18 protein-coding genes are annotated in these 17,846 nt (G+C 61.0%); 10 read left to right on the top strand and 8 right to left on the bottom strand.

What is annotated here, in order from left to right; translation table 11 throughout:
- Window positions 1-116: 116 nt before the first annotated feature.
- Window positions 117-1,004, top strand: coding sequence for a PhzF family phenazine biosynthesis protein (locus BN1143_RS01830; RefSeq protein ID WP_042049444.1), 888 nt, complete (start codon window positions 117-119; stop codon window positions 1,002-1,004).
- A 400-nt stretch (window positions 1,005-1,404) separates the two neighbouring features.
- On the opposite strand, the gene BN1143_RS01825 is transcribed toward BN1143_RS01830, so the two are convergent.
- Window positions 1,405-1,983 (bottom strand): PhnA domain-containing protein, encoded by a 579-nt coding sequence (locus BN1143_RS01825; protein WP_042049443.1) that lies wholly within the window; start codon window positions 1,981-1,983, stop codon window positions 1,405-1,407.
- 237 nt (window positions 1,984-2,220) lie between these two features.
- Between BN1143_RS01825 and BN1143_RS01820 the strand changes: the two genes are divergently transcribed.
- The 5 genes from BN1143_RS01820 to BN1143_RS01800 all read left to right on the top strand — a co-directional run bounded on the left by BN1143_RS01820 (window position 2,221) and on the right by BN1143_RS01800 (window position 7,037).
- A complete protein-coding gene (locus BN1143_RS01820) occupies window positions 2,221-3,450 on the top strand; it encodes a methyltransferase (protein ID WP_042049442.1) in 1,230 nt (409 codons plus the stop codon).
- A 316-nt stretch (window positions 3,451-3,766) separates the two neighbouring features.
- Window positions 3,767-5,215 carry a chitinase gene (locus BN1143_RS01815; protein ID WP_082038397.1) on the top strand — a complete coding sequence of 483 codons (1,449 nt, stop codon included), beginning with the start codon at window positions 3,767-3,769 and terminating at the stop codon, window positions 5,213-5,215.
- A 460-nt stretch (window positions 5,216-5,675) separates the two neighbouring features.
- Window positions 5,676-5,828, top strand: a complete 153-nt coding sequence (locus tag BN1143_RS01810) for a hypothetical protein (protein ID WP_017788010.1) — start codon at window positions 5,676-5,678, stop codon at window positions 5,826-5,828.
- A gap of 112 nt (window positions 5,829-5,940) precedes the next feature.
- A complete protein-coding gene (locus BN1143_RS01805) occupies window positions 5,941-6,339 on the top strand; it encodes a GFA family protein (protein WP_017788011.1) in 399 nt (132 codons plus the stop codon).
- Window positions 6,340-6,389: 50 nt separating this feature from the next.
- The gene (locus tag BN1143_RS01800) at window positions 6,390-7,037 is read left to right on the top strand and encodes a histidine phosphatase family protein (RefSeq protein ID WP_042049440.1); all 648 of its coding nucleotides are present in this window, start codon (window positions 6,390-6,392) and stop codon (window positions 7,035-7,037) included.
- Window positions 7,038-7,066: 29 nt separating this feature from the next.
- On the opposite strand, the gene BN1143_RS01795 is transcribed toward BN1143_RS01800, so the two are convergent.
- Entirely contained in the window at window positions 7,067-8,362 is a 1,296-nt protein-coding gene (locus BN1143_RS01795) for a sensor domain-containing diguanylate cyclase (protein ID WP_017780146.1), read from the bottom strand.
- A gap of 210 nt (window positions 8,363-8,572) precedes the next feature.
- On the opposite strand from BN1143_RS01795, the gene BN1143_RS01790 reads away from it, so the two are divergent.
- Entirely contained in the window at window positions 8,573-8,983 is a 411-nt protein-coding gene (locus BN1143_RS01790; RefSeq protein WP_017785297.1) for an SRPBCC family protein, read from the top strand.
- 112 nt (window positions 8,984-9,095) lie between these two features.
- Here the strand turns inward: BN1143_RS01790 and smrB are convergent, their stop codons facing one another.
- Window positions 9,096-9,620: an endonuclease SmrB gene (gene smrB / locus BN1143_RS01785; protein ID WP_005300583.1), complete on the bottom strand. Its 525-nt coding sequence runs from the start codon at window positions 9,618-9,620 to the stop codon at window positions 9,096-9,098.
- Between the two features lie 65 nt (window positions 9,621-9,685).
- Between smrB and prmB the strand changes: the two genes are divergently transcribed.
- A complete protein-coding gene (prmB, locus tag BN1143_RS01780) occupies window positions 9,686-10,621 on the top strand; it encodes a 50S ribosomal protein L3 N(5)-glutamine methyltransferase (RefSeq protein ID WP_005300587.1) in 936 nt (311 codons plus the stop codon).
- A 12-nt stretch (window positions 10,622-10,633) separates the two neighbouring features.
- A complete protein-coding gene (aroC, locus tag BN1143_RS01775) occupies window positions 10,634-11,722 on the top strand; it encodes a chorismate synthase (RefSeq protein ID WP_010634057.1) in 1,089 nt (362 codons plus the stop codon).
- A gap of 87 nt (window positions 11,723-11,809) precedes the next feature.
- On the opposite strand, the gene BN1143_RS01770 is transcribed toward aroC, so the two are convergent.
- Window positions 11,810-12,631, bottom strand: a complete 822-nt coding sequence (locus tag BN1143_RS01770) for a substrate-binding periplasmic protein (RefSeq protein ID WP_042049439.1) — start codon at window positions 12,629-12,631, stop codon at window positions 11,810-11,812.
- A 324-nt stretch (window positions 12,632-12,955) separates the two neighbouring features.
- Between BN1143_RS01770 and BN1143_RS01765 the strand changes: the two genes are divergently transcribed.
- Window positions 12,956-14,362, top strand: a complete 1,407-nt coding sequence (locus tag BN1143_RS01765; RefSeq protein ID WP_042049438.1) for a DEAD/DEAH box helicase — start codon at window positions 12,956-12,958, stop codon at window positions 14,360-14,362.
- A gap of 178 nt (window positions 14,363-14,540) precedes the next feature.
- On the opposite strand, the gene BN1143_RS21660 is transcribed toward BN1143_RS01765, so the two are convergent.
- From BN1143_RS21660 to BN1143_RS01750, 4 genes are all read right to left on the bottom strand, one after another.
- The gene (locus BN1143_RS21660; RefSeq protein WP_082038396.1) at window positions 14,541-14,912 is read right to left on the bottom strand and encodes a DUF6232 family protein; all 372 of its coding nucleotides are present in this window, start codon (window positions 14,910-14,912) and stop codon (window positions 14,541-14,543) included.
- 228 nt (window positions 14,913-15,140) lie between these two features.
- Window positions 15,141-15,833 (bottom strand): RES family NAD+ phosphorylase, encoded by a 693-nt coding sequence (locus BN1143_RS01760; protein ID WP_042049437.1) that lies wholly within the window; start codon window positions 15,831-15,833, stop codon window positions 15,141-15,143.
- The gene (locus tag BN1143_RS01755; RefSeq protein WP_042049436.1) at window positions 15,833-16,237 is read right to left on the bottom strand and encodes an MbcA/ParS/Xre antitoxin family protein; all 405 of its coding nucleotides are present in this window, start codon (window positions 16,235-16,237) and stop codon (window positions 15,833-15,835) included. The genes BN1143_RS01760 and BN1143_RS01755 overlap by 1 nt, the downstream gene beginning before the upstream one ends.
- Window positions 16,238-16,497: 260 nt before the next feature.
- Window positions 16,498-17,691 carry an aromatic amino acid transport family protein gene (locus BN1143_RS01750; RefSeq protein WP_042049435.1) on the bottom strand — a complete coding sequence of 398 codons (1,194 nt, stop codon included), beginning with the start codon at window positions 17,689-17,691 and terminating at the stop codon, window positions 16,498-16,500.
- Between the last annotated feature and the right edge of the window lie 155 nt (window positions 17,692-17,846).

The raw sequence follows: 17,846 nt of genomic DNA, 5'->3' as shown, positions 1-17,846 counted from the left end.
CGTGTACCATTTAATTTACCGGCCACGACGGGCTCGCTATCTTATGAAAAACGGCCTGCGGTATGTGCAAACACAGTCGGCAGGCCAGGGTTATCAGCCATCGTCAGGAGCAAGTCATGACAGAGCCAGCAGCACAGTGGAAACCCGAGTTGGTGCGTATTGCCGCCTTCTCTTCTGGGGAGACGGGAGGCAATCCGGCCGGGGTCTGGCTTGGTGCTCAGCTGCCCGCTGCCGAGGAGATGCAGCGCATCGCCGCCGAGGTGGGTTTTTCAGAGACGGCCTTTGCCGCGCCGCTCGCCATTGCCGATGGGACGGCCGGGACGGCGGCGTCGCAGTGGCGGGTGCGTTACTTCTCTCCACTGGCCGAGGTGCCTTTTTGCGGCCATGCCACCATTGCCCTTGGGGTGGCGCTGGGCCGCCGGGTTGGCCCCGGTGAGTATGGGTTGCAGCTCAATCAGGCCACCATTTCGGTATCGAGCTGGCTGGATGGGGAAGGGGAGTGGCAGGCGGCATTGCAGTCACCGCCCACTCGCAGCAAGCCCGCTCCCGCAGCGTTGGTAAGAGATGCGCTGGCGCTGTTTGGTTATACCCGGGCTGATCTGGATCCCCGCATTCCGCCGGCCCTTATCCATGGCGGCGCCGATCATCTGGTGCTGGCCCTCAACAGCCGCGCGGCCCTGGCGGCCATGCACTACGAGATGGCCGCGGGGCGCACCCTGATGCAACAAGAGGGGCTGGTCACCATCTTGCTGGTTCACGCCGCCCGCGAGCAGCTGTTTCATACCCGCAACCCCTTTGCCTATGGTGGCGTCTATGAAGATCCCGCCACCGGCGCGGCCACCGCAGCCTTTGCCGGTTACCTGCGGGACCTGCACTGGCCCCACGGTGGCATCATCGATCTCTTGCAGGGGGAGGAGATGGGGATGGCATCGCACCTGCACGCCGAGATCCCCCCCGAGCCCGGCAGTTCAATCCGGGTATTTGGCCGCGCCCGCCTGATGTGACCCAGCCAATAAAAAACCGCCAACTGGCGGTTTTTTATTGTGTCGGCCCTTATTTCAGGGCTTTCTTCAGCTTCTTGATCTTGCTCTCGTGCTTGGCAATTTTCTCGAGGCGGGTGGCGATCTTCTTCTTGATCTCTTTCTTGCTGACTTTGGCCATCTGGCGTGCTCCTTTTGCAATGATGACACTCGCGGTGTCGGGGTAGGTCAGTCCATGAACCCCCAGAGTGCCACAGGGTAGCTGATGACACCAACCTTTCGCTCAAAATAACGGCAGACAGCATGCCGGTGTAGGGCCTTGTGCTGCGACGCTACGAAGCCAGAACAGGGTCGCTGCAGGGCAATTGGCAGCCATAAAAAAAGCGCCCCGCGGGGCGCTCTTGCTATCGGTTCGTGAGGGCGATCAGGCCTTTTTCAGGTAGGCGGCGACCAGCACGATCTGCACGCCGTTGACCTTGCCTTCAATGTGCAGCGGGTTGTTGGTGAGGCGGATGCCCTTCACCAGGGTGCCGCGCTTGGCGGTGAAGCCCGCCCCCTTGACGTCCAGATCCTTGATCAGGGTCACCGAGTCACCTTCGACCAGTACGGCGCCGTTGGAGTCGACGGTCGGTACGCTGTCGTCATCCTCGCTGGCCAGGCCGGCTTCGGCCCAGGCCTTGGTCTCGTCTTCCATGTACATCATGTCCAGCATGTCCTGGGCCCACACCTCGCCCTGGGCGGAGAGGTTTTTCAGCTGGCGCCACGCCATGACCTGTACCGCAGGTACCTGGCTCCACATGCTGTCACCCAGGCAGCGCCAGTGGTTGACCACTGTGGTTTCTGGCTGCTCCAGCTGGCCATGGCAGGTGTCGCACAGGGCAACGCTGTGATCATCATCGCTGGCCGGAGAGTGGGGGACCGCGAAGGCAGTCAGTGCCTGTTCGGCACCGCACAGTTCACACTTGGCGCCCGCGCGCGCTTGCAGGATGGCATTGATGGTCATGTTTTGGTTCCATTCACGTTGGTAAAATGGCCCGCGCTGGGCAGGCCAAGATAATGAAGGGGCGGAATATACCACAAAACCCCGCTCTTTGTCAGGCTAAGCCCCGCCGCAGGGTTATGGCGGGCCGGAGGGATTGACCTAAGGGGCTCTCTTTGCCCGTGCTGAAGCTGGGGGATGGTGGCACAACCACGCCGGCGCAGCATGGATGAGAGTGCTTTTTGGCGCGGGATCGCTAGAATGAGCCTCCATTTTGACGGCAGAACAGGGGCGCGCGTGCTGGCTCAACGTTTTCAACAACTGGATCGACTGCTGAGCGAAGCCCGGCACTGGTGGCAATATCAACCCTATCATCACCTTGACCTCGCCTTTGCCAAGACGACGCCGGCGCTGGCCGAGCGGCTCAATGCCCTGTCGCTGGCCGAGATTGAGCGGCTTGATGGCGACATGCCCGCACTGTGCGAGCTGCTGGCCCCCTGGATCCCGCAGGGCTCGGCGCTGCATGCCCTGAGTGCGTTGCCGACCCTGACGGGCGAACCCATCCCGTGCGAGCGGACCATGGCGATGTACATGCCGGGGCGCAAGCAGGCCCAGATTGAAGCCTTCACCGCCTGCCTGCCCGCCCATCGCGGCCCCTATCTGGAGTGGTGTGCAGGCAAGGGCCACCTAGGGCGGCTGGTCTCCCTGCACCGTCAGGCCGAGGTGCTGAGCCTGGAGCTGCAGGCGCCCCTGTGCGAAGAGGGGCGCCTGCTGGCCGCCCGTGACGGCGCCCGGATGGCATTTGTCTGTGCCGATGCCTTCGCCGATGAGACCGCCCAGCTGATCGCTCCGGCCCATCACGCCATGGCGCTGCACGCCTGCGGCGAGCTGCACACCCATCTGATTGAACAGGTAGCGGCGCGCGGTGCCGAGGGGGTGACCCTCTCCCCCTGCTGTTATCACCTGATCCGCACCAGCCACTACCGCCCGCTCTCCGGCCCGGCCAAGGCCAGTGCGCTGCAGCTTGCCAAGAGCGATCTGAAGTTGCCGCTGCAGGAGACGGTCACCGGTGGCGCCCGCATCGCCCGCCTGCGCGAGCAGGAGGTGGCCTGGCGGCTGGCCTTTGACTGCCTGCAGCGCCAGGTGCGCGGGGTGGATGAATATCTGCCGGTGCCCAACATGCAAAAGAGCCTGCTGACCGGCACCTTCGAGGATTTCTGTGGCTGGGCCGCCGAGCGAAAGGGGCTGGTGTTGCCGGCCAGCCTCGACTACGCCGGGTTTCTGGCAAAGGGGGAGGCGCGTTATGGCGATGTCGCCCGCATGGAGCTGGTGCGTCACCTGTTTCGTCGACCGCTGGAGCTCTGGCTGGTGCTGGATCGCGCCCTCTTCCTGCAGGAGCAGGGCTACCGGGTGGAAGTGGGCGAGTTTTGCGACAAGCCCATGACTCCCCGCAATATCCTGATCCGCGCGGTGCGCACGCCAGAAAAATAAGCGGCGGGGCCCTTCGTTGCGGGGTCTGTTGCAGCGGCTTGCTGTTTAACCTTCGAGGTCGCCGACTGGGGCGTTTGTTTCGTTGAAAGAGCGGCTTTATCGCTCTTTTTTCATTTTTCTTCGGTTTATTTACATATATCCGGCCGCCGCGTCAAAACATCGGTTCACAATGCATTTTATGGGGGCCGACCGACAGAGTGAATTGGCTCACAGTTCCGATAATATTCTTAATTTTCATCGTGAATTTAGTGGCTGATAATATTACTCTCGAGGCGACTCTTATCCCGACGTTATTCTGACATAAGGACTGTCTGTTATGTTCAAGCCTACACATTGTGCCTGGCTGGTTGCGGCTGCCTGCGCATTGCCAAGTCATGCCATGAATATTCAACCCGACCCACAAAATGCCGGTGGATATGTGATTGCCGCACCGGATCTGGCGGCGGTTGAAAAATCCAAGACGGCCAATCCCATGTACGGGATTTGGGCAAAGGCGTTGGCGACACGTTCCAATACCATTGTTGATGCCATCAAACCGAGGGCAGCGAGCAATCCGGATAACGTCAAACGGGTCGAGCGGGTATTCACCGAATCGGACTGGGATTATTTAACCCAGATGGCGGCACCTGAATATACCTACGAGCGCTTCTTGCGGGCGGTCGGTAAATTCCCGGCTTTTTGCGGTGAATATACCGATGGCCGTGATGCCGATGCCATCTGCAAAAAATCCATCATCACCGCTTTTGCCCATTTCGCCCAGGAGACCGGCGGCCACATTGCCAAGGAGAATATCTCCGACAACCCGTTGGCCCTGGAGGAGTGGCAACAGGCGCTGGTGCACGTGCGCGAGATGGGCTGGTCGGAGGGGCAGACCGGCTACACCACCGGCTGCGGCCAGAACGACTGGCAGAACAAGAAGTGGCCCTGCAGCACAGGGCAGGGTTATTTCGGTCGCGGCGCCAAGCAGCTCTCCTACCATTTCAACTACGGTGCCTTCTCCGAGGCGATGTTTGACGGCGATGCGACCGTGCTGCTTAACAACCCCGGGCTGGTGGCGGACTCCTGGCTCAACCTCGCCTCCGCTATCTGGTTCTTCCTGACCCCGCAGGCTCCCAAGCCTGCCATGCTGCACGTGATTGACCGCACCTGGGTGCCCTCCCAGCGCGAGATCGCCGCTGGCATCGGCTACGGTTTTGGCACCACCATCAACGTCATCAACGGCGGCATCGAGTGCGGCGAGCAGAACAAGGACAAGGGTCAGCCGGTCAACCGCATCCGCTACTGGGAAGGGCTGGCCAAGCATTACGAGATCCCGGTCAAGGCCGACGAGAAGAACACCTGCTGGCAGCAGACCCCCTATGGCAGCCTCAACCTCAACGGCGCCACCGACGTGCTCTACACCAACTGGGACGGCAACTGGAAATACTACCCGGATCGGCCAGGTGGCTACTCGTTCGAGTGTGAGCTGGTGGGGTTCCAGACCGCCTACTCGGCGCTGGTGCCAGGAGATTACGAGAAGTGCGTGACCAACTTCTACGGCTCCCACGCCAACTGGCCCAAGGTGAGAGTGGTGGCCAAGCTGGATCCTGCGCCGGTTGACCCGACCGATCCCCCGGTGGGCGATGTACCTGCCTGGAGTGCCAGCAAGGTCTATACCGCAGGCAATCAGGTGAGCTACAAGGGGGCCATCTATCAGGCCAAGTGGTGGACCCAGGGCAATGAACCGGGCAAGGGGGATCCCTGGGTGCTGGTGCCGACGAAATAAAGCAAAGCGGCCAATATCAATTCGCGAGGTGGTTGATAACAGCTTTTCAAGCCAATGCGGGGGACATATTGTCCCCCTTTTGCAATATCCGACATGGAAAAATTGAGCTTGCATTTAATTTGGAAAGAGAGGGTGATACTCAGGCCCTTATCACTTATATGAGGGCCCAATGAGGGGGGGGTAATAGCCGACAGCTGCCGATGCTGATGCAGTAAGTCAGTCATCTATATCGGACTGACTCAGTTTTTTATCTTGGGGGGGCGTCAGCTGAGATTTATTCAGTTTGGCATTGATGATGTGTTGCCTTATTGAAATGCCCCTTATTTAATCCATCAGGCATGCCTCACCCAGCCGATATTTTATCGGGCGACGACATGCAAGAGTTAAAAGGATTGGCCGCCATCCCGTCATAAGGCATCACTGCGTATGCGTAAATGAGTCAACATCAGGGAGCAACCCCATGTTCACTATTGCCGTGCATTTCGAAATCCCAGTGACAGAGGTCGGGGAGGGCATCAAGGTGGCCAAATTTCAGGACCCGGAAGGCAGTCGGATTGCATTAAAGGAGTGCTGGCCGGCGGCTTTGTTAGTCATCTCGCAGCCGGTTTTGTGATGGGGATGGTGGCCGACGAGGGCGCAACATGGTACTCATCTGATCCGGTAGTGGCTGCAATGACTCGGTCAGGTCAGCGACGACAAGCGACAGCAAGACGCAGGGAGGAGTGATGAAGGGACATTGTCTGTGTGGCGGGGTTGAGGTCTCGGCCGGCGATCATAAGGAGGTGGGGTTGTGCCACTGCAGCACCTGTCGGCGCTGGTCGGGCGGCCCGCTGTTTGCGGTGCACTGCGGCAAGGAGGTGCACTTTAGCGGACTCACCCCGGTGGCCTATCGCTCCTCGGAGTGGGCGGAGCGGGGCTTTTGTCCCACCTGCGGCACCCACCTTTTCTATCACCTGTTGCCGACGGATGAGTACATAGTGCCGGCCGGCCTGTTTCAAAACGAATCTTTCCAGCTGGCGAGCCAGATCTTCATCGATGAAAAGCCCGATTTTTACGAGCTGAAAAACGAGACACCTACCCTGACTGGTCAGCAGGTGTTCGAGCAGTTTGCACCCAAGCCGTGAGCATGGGGGCGAGGTAGCGTGAGCATCGGCCGCAATCAAAGGAACAGACCATGCAATTGGTAGTGATGCGCCACGGGCAAACTCAGGCCAATGCCGAGGGGCGCTATCAGGGAGCGCTGGATATCGGTCTAAGCGACACCGGCGTGGCCCAGATCAGAACGCAGGCAAAGATGCTGGTCTTGGCGCAGGCTCCGTTTCAGCGGCTGCTGAGCTCTCCCTTGCTGCGGGCACGGCAAAGCACGGCCCTGGTGGCGGACGAGCTGGCGTTGCCGGGAATCCTTGCCCCCGCGTTTCGCGAGCGCCATGTCGGGGTGTTCGAGGGGCTGACCCAGCAAGAGGCGCGGGAGCGTTATCCTGCGCTGTGGGCCCGCAACATCACCCGGCGCTGGGCCGAGGCACCGCCCGGCGGCGAATCGCTGGACGAAGTCATTGCCCGGGTCGGGCAGGGATTGGCGGAACTGGCGCAGAGTTGCCATCAGGAGCGGGTGTTGCTGGTGGCGCACGGCGTGGTGGCCAAGGTGATCCGGGCGCTGACCGTGGCGGGATTTGACGACTTCTTCGAGTGGCAGCTGGCCAACGGGGCCGTGCTGGAGGTGTCGCTGGCATGTGACGACGCTGGCGGGCCGCAGCGTTTCTTTGCCCGGCCGGGCAGTGAACATGGTCTCGCTACCTTGAATCGAGGAAGGCGCCAGGTTTGATGATTGTCTATCAGGCTTGGCGTCGCCTATCAGGGGGAATCTGGCAGCGCCTTCCTTGAGCAGTTGCGCCCTTGTTTCTTGGCCAGATAGAGGGCGGTATCGGCCCGGCGCACCATGCGCTCCACCGTATCCTGCGGGCCCAGGCTGGCACTGATGCCGACGCTGATGGTGAGCGGTACCTCGGTGCCTGCGCCCAGCTGATGCAGCTGCGACTCGACGGCGAGGCGGATCCGCTCCGCACTGGCCCAGGCCAGCTCCAGCGAGGTTTCCGGCAGCAATACGATGAACTCCTCGCCGCCCCAGCGGCCCAGCATGTCCACCTCCCGCAGCTGTTTGGCGACCCGCTTGACCAGGCTGAGGATGGCCTGATCGCCCTGTTGATGGCCATAGGTGTCGTTGATCTGCTTGAAGTGATCGATGTCGATCAGCAGCAGGCTCATGGTGTGACTGAAGCGCTGGCAGCGCTGCATCTCCAGCTTGACCAGCTCGTCGAAGCGGCGCCGGTTGGCGATCCCGGTGAGGGGATCCGTGGTGGCGGCCACCTTGAGCTCCTCCACCAGCTTGGCCCGCTCCGAGATGTCCCGCAGGATGGCGGTCATCTCGGTGGTCTGACCCAGGTTGATCTTGGCGATGGTCACTTCCAGCGGAAATTCGCTGCCGTCGCGGCGCAGCCCCATCACGGAGGCGCGGGCGTGCATGGGGCGCGAGTTGATGGGGGAGTTGCTGAACGCCTTGAAATAGCCGTCGTGGTTGGCCCGAAAGCGCTGGGGCAGCAGGGTCTCCAGCCGCTTGCCGAGGTAGCTTTCGTCCACCCCGAACATCTCGCAGGCGGCGGTGTTGATAAGTTCGATGCGCGACTCGCTGCTGACGCTGATGATGCCGTCATAGGCGGAGTTGACCACCGCCTCGAAGCGCTTGCGGCTCATTTTGAGCGCCTCCTCCAGCTGTTTTTTGGCGGTGATGTCGATGGCGGTGACCATGATGCGGGTGATGCGGGACTGCTCGGGAATGATGGGGGAGATGACAAAGCGCCACCAGCTGGTGCGCGACAGGGTATCGATGGGCAGCTCGCTCTCGAGCCCGGTCTGTTGGCTCACACACTCGTGCATCGGCTGCTCTATGCTGCCGGTGATGTAGCGGGGAAACATCTCGCCCAGGCGCTTGCCGATGCAGCCCAGCACATCCAGCTCGAAAGCCTGGGCAAAGGTGTCGTTGGCGGAGATGAGGGTAAAGCGATCGTCCTTGTCGAGGGAAAACACCGCGACGGCGGCACCGATGGCATCGAGAGAGGACTTGATATCGGCGTGGGAACCCTGTGTGAACATGCAACCTCCATGGCGAATAACATATTGATATTCAGTATAGTGCGGCCGCTTTGATGCCCGGTTGACGGAGCCGGGCAGGGGCCGGCCACAGAGCGTCCGCTCTGGCAAACTGGCCGGTCGGCCCGGATTGGGCTTTACTTGCGGGCATCTACAAACGGCACCGGATCCGGCGCAGCGGTCTGGTCAGCGCAACGAAGCAGGGAGGGCGAGATGAAGATCAGCATCGAGGCTCATATCGAGCAGGAGATAGAGGCGGTCTGGTGGGCCTGGAACGATCCGGACTGCATCGCCAGGTGGAATGCGGCCTCCAGCGACTGGCACACCACCAGCAGCCGGGTCGATCTGGTGGTGGGTGGGCGCTTTTGCCATCACATGGCCGCCAAGGATGGCAGCGCAGGTTTTGATTTCACCGGCACCTTTACCCGGGTGGAGGCGCCGACCCGCCTCTCGTTCTTGATGGATGACGGGCGCGAGGTCGATGTGCAGTTTGCGAGCGAGGCGGGCGGCACCCGGGTGCAGGAGACCTTCGATGCCGAGTCGAGCCACACCCCGGCCCAGCAGCAGGCGGGCTGGCAGGGGATCCTCGACAACTTCAAGCGCTACGTGGAGGCGGCAGGCTAGGGGAGAGGTGCCAGTACCAATAAAAAACCACCGCCAGACGTCGGTGGTTTTTTATTGCACCTTGATTGCGGGGCTCATACCGCAGGCGTTGCCGGCGGGTGGCGCGAAGGCGTTACTCCTCGATATCCAGCAGCACCAGGATGGCGCTGTCACCGCCCCACTCGCGGGGGGCCTGATGGAACGCCTGCACATTGGGATGCTGGGCCAGCCAGCTCGGGATGCGCTGCTTGAGGATGTGTTTGCCGATGCCGTGCATCACGGAGGCGACGTGAATGTTCTCGCGTCGGCAGAGGGTGAGCAGGGCCGCCAACTCCTGTTTGGCCTGCTGCTGGTTCATGCCGTGCAGGTCCAGGTAGATCTCCGGCGGATAGCTGCCGCGCTTGAGCTTTTTCAGCTCGAATTTCGACACGTCGTCGCGCACGTAACGGGTCGGTCCATCCTCTTCCAGATGGGGCTGGTATTCATCGCTGAAATAGTGGTCAACCCCAAGGGATTCGCGGCTCTCACGCATTTCGCGTTTCTGCTTGACCGGGCGTAACTCGGCCCTTATGGTATCTTGCTTGATTTTCCGGGTACCTTTTATCGCATCGCGGAACAGCAGGGTTTCCTCGTCTGTCGGTGAGGGCGTTTTTTTCATCAGGTACTCGTCTTGCTCGCTGTATAGAATTCTCGGGCCGGATATTACTCGACTTGGAGGTGGATTTGGACAAGATATTTATCGATGAGGTGGTTGCCGAGATGCACACCATCCAGGACATGTTGCGCTGGGCCATGAGTCGTTTCAACGACGCCGGGATCTTCTACGGACATGGTACCGACAACGCCTGGGATGAGGCCGTGCAGCTGGTACTGCCCGCGCTACATCTGCCGCCGGACGTGGATCCGGCCATGCGCCACTCCCGCCTGACCACCAGCGAACGGCACCGCATCGCCGAGCTCATCATCCGCCGTGTGCAGGAGCGCATTCCCGCCCCCTACCTGACCAACAAGGCCTGGTATGCCGGTTGGGAGTTCTACGTGGACGAGCGGGTGCTCATTCCCCGCTCCCCTATCGCCGAGATGGTGGCCAACCGCTTCGCCCCCTTCCTGAAAGACGAACCGACCCGGATCATGGACTTGTGCACCGGCTCCGGCTGCATCGCAATCATCATGGCCCACGAGTTCCCGGAAGCGGAAGTGGATGCCATCGACATCAGCGTCGATGCCCTCAACGTGGCCGAGCGCAACATCAACGATCACGGGCTGGAGCAGCAGGTCATTCCGATCCGCTCCGACCTGTTCCGCGATCTGCCGGTCGGCGACAAGTACGATCTCATCGTCTCCAACCCGCCCTACGTGGACTCCGAAGACATGTCGGATCTGCCGGACGAGTTTCGCCACGAACCCGAGCTGGCGCTGGCCTCCGGCTCCGACGGCCTCAAGCTCACCAAGCGTCTGCTGGCCAATGCCGCCGATTTCCTGAAAGACGATGGTGTGCTGGTGGTTGAGGTGGGCAACAGCATGATCCATCTGGAAGCCCAGTTCCCTGACGTGCCCTTCACCTGGGTGGAGTTCGAGAACGGCGGTCACGGCGTGTTCGTGATGACCCGTGCCGAGCTGGTGCAGTACCAGGACCATTTCGCGATTTACAAGAGCTAAGCAGGAGCAAGCATGGCAGGGAACAGTTTCGGCCAACTCTTTCGGGTTACCACCTTCGGCGAGAGCCACGGCCTGGCGTTGGGCGCCGTGGTCGACGGCTGCCCGCCGGGGCTGGAGATAAGCGAAGCGGATCTGCAGGGGGATCTGGACCGGCGCAAGCCCGGCACTTCCCGCTACACCACGCCACGCCGCGAGCCGGACGAGGTGAAGATCCTCTCCGGGGTGTTCGAGGGCAAGACCACAGGCACCTCCATCGGGCTCTTGATCGAGAACACCGATCAGCGCTCCAAGGACTACTCCGACATCAAGGACTTGTTCCGTCCGGGCCACGCCGATTACACCTATCACCAGAAGTACGGCCAGCGCGACTATCGTGGCGGCGGTCGCTCCTCCGCCCGTGAAACCGCCATGCGGGTGGCGGCGGGGGCCATTGCCAAGAAGTACCTGAAACAGGTGCACGGCATCGAGATCACCGGCTTTCTCTCCCAGCTCGGCCCCATCAAGGCTGAAGCATTCGACGCCGCGCAGATCGAGCAGAATCCCTTCTTCTTCCCCGATGCGGGCAAGCTGGAAGCGCTCGATCAATACATGCGCGACCTGAAGAAAGAGGGCAACAGTATCGGCGCCAAGGTGCAGGTCATCGCCAGCAATGTGCCGGTGGGCCTGGGGGAGCCGGTGTTCGATCGTCTCGACGCCGACATCGCCCACGCCATGATGGGCATCAATGCGGTGAAAGGGGTGGAGATCGGTGACGGGTTTGCGGTGGTGGAGCAAAAGGGCTCCGAGCATCGCGACGAAATGACCCCGGCCGGCTTTGCCAGCAACCATGCGGGCGGCATTCTGGGCGGCATCTCGTCGGGTCAGGATATCGTGGTGAGCATGGCGCTCAAACCCACCTCCAGCATCACGGTGCCGGGCAAAACGATCAATACCGAAGGCGAGGCCATCGAGATGATCACCAAGGGTCGCCACGATCCTTGCGTCGGCATTCGCGCCGTGCCCATCGCCGAGGCAATGCTGGCCCTGGTGTTGATGGATCACCTGCTGCGCCACCGTGCCCAGAACCAGGGCGTGCTGACGCATACTCCGCAGTTGCGCTGATCGGCCTGTTCACCACTCGGCTGATCGGGTGGCGCTATCGCAGACACAATAGAAAGGCGACCTCAGGGTCGCCTTTTTGATGGCTATTCACCCCCTCTTGGCGAGTGGGCCAGGGGACGTGTCGGCCGCCGGGTTGTCGAGCCGGCAGGTGGGCGGGGTAGGGTTGCCGCTTGCCGGCGGCAGGTTGGCGATCGCCGCATCGACCCGGGCCAGGGTGTCGTCATCGATGGCGCTGTTGGCAAACATCAGGCTGACCGGCTGGTGGTGGAGCAGCAGCTGGCAGTGGATAAAACCGTCGGCCCCCAACTGCTGCAACCGGTAACGGGCGTATTGCCACTCGACGATGATGCCGTCGAGGCGGCGGGCCAGCAGCAGATCGATCAGCCGATCGTCGCTGTTGTATTCACTCGCCTGTTTCAGGGCAGGGCAGGATGCCATCAGCTGGGTCGGCCGGGTGCCGCGTAGCTTGCCAAGGCGCAGCTGGCTTTGCTGGCAGAGCCCCTGCAGGCTCTGCACATCCTGCCAGGGCTCGCGCTGGCCCGGAATGGGATCGCTGCTCAGCAGCACAAAGGTGCTGCGCCGATAGGGGGCCGAGAAACGGGCGAAGGCACGCCGCTCCGGCGTATCGAGCGCCCCCATGGCGAGATCGAGTTGCTGCTGCTCTATTAGATGAAGGGCCCGAGCCCAGGGCAGATTGCGAAAGCGGGGCGTGAGCCCCGCCTGGGCCAGGATCTGGCGGGTCAGGCTCACGTCCAGCCCATCCAGCGTCCCCTGGGCATTGATGTAGCTGAACGGAGGCCAGTGACCCCAGGCGACGGACAACCTGGTGTTGGCCTGCAGCGGCAGAGTGAGGGCAAGCATCAGCAGAAGCAGCCAGTAGCGGCCGGCAGGCAGAAAATGAACACGCATGAACCTGAACCTCCTTGTTGCAGGATCGCCGCGGCGGCGTCGCCATGGTCTGGCATCAAGCATAGCCTGATTCGAATGAGTTCTTGAACGGCTTTTCTCGGCGGGACGGTGACCGGCTTTTGGCAAACATGCTGGGAGGAACATCACATTTTTCTCGTTTCTCCTCAATAACTCCGTTAGACTGCGCCCCTATTCTTTCCCCTTTGCTCTGCTCCCCGGGGAAATCGTTGTGTTCTCAACAGGCCCGGATCTGGCGAGATGGCATCGGCTCAGCAGAGGAGCCCCATCACGGATCCCCGGCGCCCCTATCCCTAGCAGGTAACTATGAGTTTTACTTCCCTCGGTCTGGCCGAACCCTTGTTGCGTGCCGTTGCCGAGCAAGGCTACGACACCCCGTCTCCCATTCAGCAACAAGCGATCCCGGCGGTACTGGCTGGCCGTGATCTGATGGCCGCCGCCCAGACCGGGACCGGCAAGACCGCAGGTTTTACCCTGCCGATGCTGCAACGCTTGACCGAGAGCAAGCGCAAGGTCTCCCCGAACCGCATCCGTGCCCTGGTGCTGACCCCGACCCGCGAACTGGCCGCCCAGGTGGGCGAGAGCGTGCGCAACTACGGCAAGCACCTGCCGATCCGCAGCCACGTGGTATTTGGCGGCGTGAGCATCAACCCGCAGATGATGGCGACCCGCCGTGGTCTGGACGTGCTGGTGGCCTGCCCGGGCCGTCTGATGGACCTTTACAACCAGAACGCCGTCAAGTTCGACGAAGTCGAGATCCTGGTGCTGGACGAAGCGGACCGCATGCTCGACATGGGCTTTATCCGCGATATCCGCCGCATCCTGGCTCTGTTGCCGAAAAAGCGTCAGAACCTGCTCTTCTCCGCCACCTTCGCCGACGAAATTCGCGAGCTGGCCACTGGCCTCCTGGACAACCCGGCGGTGATCGAAGTGACCCCGCGCAACAGCACCGCCGAGCGCATCGAGCAGCTGGTGCACCCGTGCGACAAGGCCAACAAGATTGCCCTGCTGAGCCACCTCATCTCCAGCAACAACTGGCAGCAGGTGCTGGTGTTTACCCGCACCAAGCACATCGCCAACCGGGTTGCCGAGAAGCTTGAGAAGGACGGCATCAGCGCCGCCGCCATCCACGGCAACAAGAGCCAGGGGGCCCGTACTCGCGCCCTGTCCGGCTTCAAGGATGGCAGCGTGCGCGTCATGGTCGCGACCGACATCGCCGCCCGCGGCCTCGACATCGACAAGCTGCCCCAGGTAGTGAACTTCGAGCTGCCAAACGTGGCGGAAGATTACGTACACCGTATCGGCCGTACCGGCCGTGCCGGCGCCGCCGGTCACGCCATCTCCCTGGTCGCGGCCGATGAAGGCAAGCTCATCAAGGCCATCGAGCGGCTGACCAAGCAGAGCATCCCCTGCGAGCAGGTGGCCGGTTTTGAAGCCTCCCGCGAGACGCTCGACAACATCGCCCGTGGCATCGGGGCGCCGCTGCGCAAAGAACCGCGCGATCCGAGCGAGCAGCGCCGTGCGCCGCGCCCGCAAGGCCAGGGCCAGCGCCAGGGTGCCGGTCGCTCCGGCAATGGCGTCGGTGGTAACGGTGGTGGCAATCGCACTGGCAACGGCGGCAAGCCCAAGCCCCAGGGCGGCCAGCGTCCGGCCGATGGTGCCGGCAAACCGGCCCAGGCTCGTCGTCCCCGTCGCGCTACCCACAACCAGTAAACGGCCTGGGAGCCTGCTCCCTCGCTCGGTTGATGTAAAAAGCCCCGCCAGTCTGGCGGGGCTTTTGTCATTAATACAACGTCGGTTGTTGGTTCAAAAACAGACCATCATCCTAGCAAGCTGCTTTAGATAGCAGGTCCGTTGAAAGGGTGACAAGTAGTATTGGATGTAAGTGAGTTCATCCTCGACTTACAATTGCATCGTTCAGAGAGTTAATTACAGTCTTTATGTAAGATTCATCAGTGCTTACTAGAGCTTTGTTCTCACCCGATGAAGAGTTCAAAAGTACCGTGAACTGTCTCTTGTTGCCTTTCCAAGCTAGTACGGCAAGGCCCAGCAGTACCAAGCCTGCAATGAGCCAGCCCCCACTGCTTCCAAATAACATTAATAGGCCAATGATGCCAAGGATGATGGAACCAGTCCTGTTAGGTTCGATTACGCCCGACTTGACGGACGTCACATTATTCATTGCGTATGTTTGACCATCTACAATAAACCGACTGTTACTGACACTAACATTTCCCTGATTAAAAAAGATCTTTTCTTCCATAGCTTCACCTATACCCTGTGACAGGTTAAATAATGTTTACAAATTTGCGGCTGCATTACATGAAAGAAGAGAGGAAGCCATGAAATGTAGCGCACTTCAACTGAATAAACGTCGATAAATAGAGTGCATTTTTCAGTTCAGATGGTCAATTCAAAGGTTCCAAAAAAAGCCAATTTCATCGCATAGTTATTTGTAGCTGCCTCATCCTCTGCTCCTTTCATTTATTAATTATGGTGCCCCATAGAGCTTGATTTGCAGCACGTTGGCGATGGCGCTGCCGTTCCAGTGGTACTCCAGATGGCGGGGCTGATGGACGCGGCTGACCAGGCGCGGGCGATAGAGCAGGTAGCAGTCGTGGCCGCTGTGGCGCACCGAGCGGTAACAGATGCCGTCCACATCTAGGGCTTTCTGCTCGCGGGCGAAGGCCTGGGAATATCCGTAGTCGGTAGCATGGTAGAGCGGAGTGGCGAGAAAGGCCGCGCCGGTAATGTCGACCAGGCTGGCACTGAACTCGGCATGGATCACCCGCATCTGCACCTTCTGGGCGGGTTCACGGGTGTAGCCGAAGACGCGCTCCTGGTGGTAGACCGTCTCCTTAATGGCGGTGTCGAGGTTGGGGGCGCAGTAATAACCGCCAAAATCACCGGTGGTGAAGCGGGCCCCTTCCGGATTGAGGTGGGTGAAGGCAGCCATCACATGGCTGCCACCAGCCAAGCCCACCAGCCAGTCCGCTTTCGGTACCCGCGTCAGCTCGCCGGCCTCTTCCTTCAGCCTGTCGTTGGTCAGTGCCTCGATGGCCCAGACCGCCTCCAGCTCGTCGGCGTTGGCCACATCCTCATAGAGGCAGATGGTGGGGTAGCGACTCGGGATGATCCGGTAGGCTGACTCGTCCTTGAATACGCGCTGCGGGGGCGTCTGCATCAGGCCATGCCTCCGCGCCAGGCGTGCAGGCGGGTAGCGACCTCATAGAGATCGGCCACGCGGCCACCCTGCATCACCTCCATGGCGCTGCGGCCGGCGAAGAAGGGGTGGCTGTTGGACTTGCGTACCCAGCCATAGATGCTCTCGTCCGCGCTGAACAGTACCCGGAGACTCTTGTGAATGTTGAGAAGGTAGCTCATTCGCTCCTGCAGGTCCGCACTCAGTCTGATCCCGCCGTGGGACTCCTTGTACTTGTTCAAAGTTGAACGCGAAGAGATGCCGAGCAGTCGCAACTGTTCATCTGTGTTGCACTGCCATTTGTCCAGGATGCGAAACACCACCGGCAGCGCCTTGCTGGGATCAATGGCGCCATCTTGCCGTTGAACGTGTGCGGTTGCGACCATGTCAGGCTCCTTACTGGATTGAGCGTGTATTCTGTTGCCAAAAAGGCGATTTGTTATCAGTGTACAAGAATTGTTCACATATATACAGAGTGTCGATGCATGGTGCATATATGAACGTTTGATGCACAAGGAGATGATCACCGCACCGGTGGGTCCCTTTATATCGATGGCATATACCGATGACATAGAAAAAGCCCCGCCAAATGGGTTGGAGGGGCTTTTTCTTTTTTGCTATTGGGGCATGCAATACCGGCTCTGGCTTAGAGCGCCGGCAACAGTCCCATGCTGACGCTCACCTGCACCCCGACGATCAGCACGCCCATGGCACCGGCAAGGCCGAGGGACAGCACGCCACCCGGGGCGCGGTAGTGGTGCGTCTCGGCCTGCTTGCGGCTCTGCCACACCAGGGCCACCGGCAGCAGTACCGCCAGTATCGCCAGCGCAATGGCGGCGTAGCCGAGCGCCATGATGAAGCCCTGCGGGAAGTAGAGGGCAAACAGCAGGGGCGGCACGAAGGTGATGAGGCCGGTCTGGGTGCGACCCTGCCAGTTGTCCTTGCGACGGGTCACCTTGGCCATGAAGTCAAACAGACCCAGGGTAACCCCGAGGAAGGAGGTGGCCAGCGCCAGATCGGCAAACAGGTGCATGGCCTGGTTGAAAGCGGGCCAGCTCACCAGCTTGCCGACGTTGGCCAGCAGGGTGTCCAGCGCGCCACCGCTCTGGAGCAGGGCCTGTTGACCCAGCAGACCCAGGATGGCGACCTGCCACAGCACGTAGAGAATGAGCGGCAGGGCGGATCCCCACACGAAGACCCGGCGCAGCTGCTTGGGGCAGTCCCCCAGGTAGAGCATCACGCTCGGGATGGAGCCGTGAAAGCCGAACGAGGTGAAGATGACCGGCAGACCCGCCAGCAACAGCCCCTGGCCCAGCGGCAGGGCGAGTAGGTGCTGCCCTTCGGTGCGCGGCAACAGCAGTGCCAGTACCGCCACCATGATCACCAGCTTGACGGTGAACATCAGCCGGTTGAGGTAATCCACCTGCTTGGTGCCGACACAGACCATGCCGCCAAACAGCAGGGTAAAGGCCCAGGCCGCCTGCTCCTGACTGAGGGGGAGGCCGGCATCGGCCAGCGCCTGGGCCAGCAGGCTGCTGCCGCCGCTGATGTAGGCGGAGGCCAGCGAGTAGAACAGCATCAGGATGCAGAAGGAGGCGATGCGCTTGCCCCAGGGGCCGAGCAGGTGATCCGCCAGCTGGTGCAGGTACCACTTGCCGGTGTTGAGGCTGGCTTCCACCTGCAGCATGGCGGTAAAGGCCATCAGGGCCCAGAGGCCGATCATCAGCAGCAGGGTGGCGGGGCCGCCGAGCGACGAAGAGGCCAGCGGCAGGGCCAGCATGCCGGCGCCTATGGTGGTGCCGGCAATCAACAGGGTACATCCCAGGGTTTTGGTGTTCATGGTGTCCATCCGAATCGAGAAACTGCGCGGTGCACAGCAGGCATATGAGGTGTTGGCAAGGCGCCTCCGGGGTCGAGACCGGAGGCTAGCAATATCGGAGTGAACCCATCGTTACGAAAAACCTGTGGTTGTAAAAGTTGGTTGCCAAGTTAACG

It is taken from the genome of Aeromonas dhakensis (assembly GCF_000820305.1).
In the GTDB taxonomy this organism is placed as follows: Bacteria; Pseudomonadota; Gammaproteobacteria; order Enterobacterales; family Aeromonadaceae; genus Aeromonas; species Aeromonas dhakensis.
The sequence above is the reverse complement of the archived record's forward strand: the minus strand, read 5'-3'. Positions and strand labels throughout refer to the sequence as shown.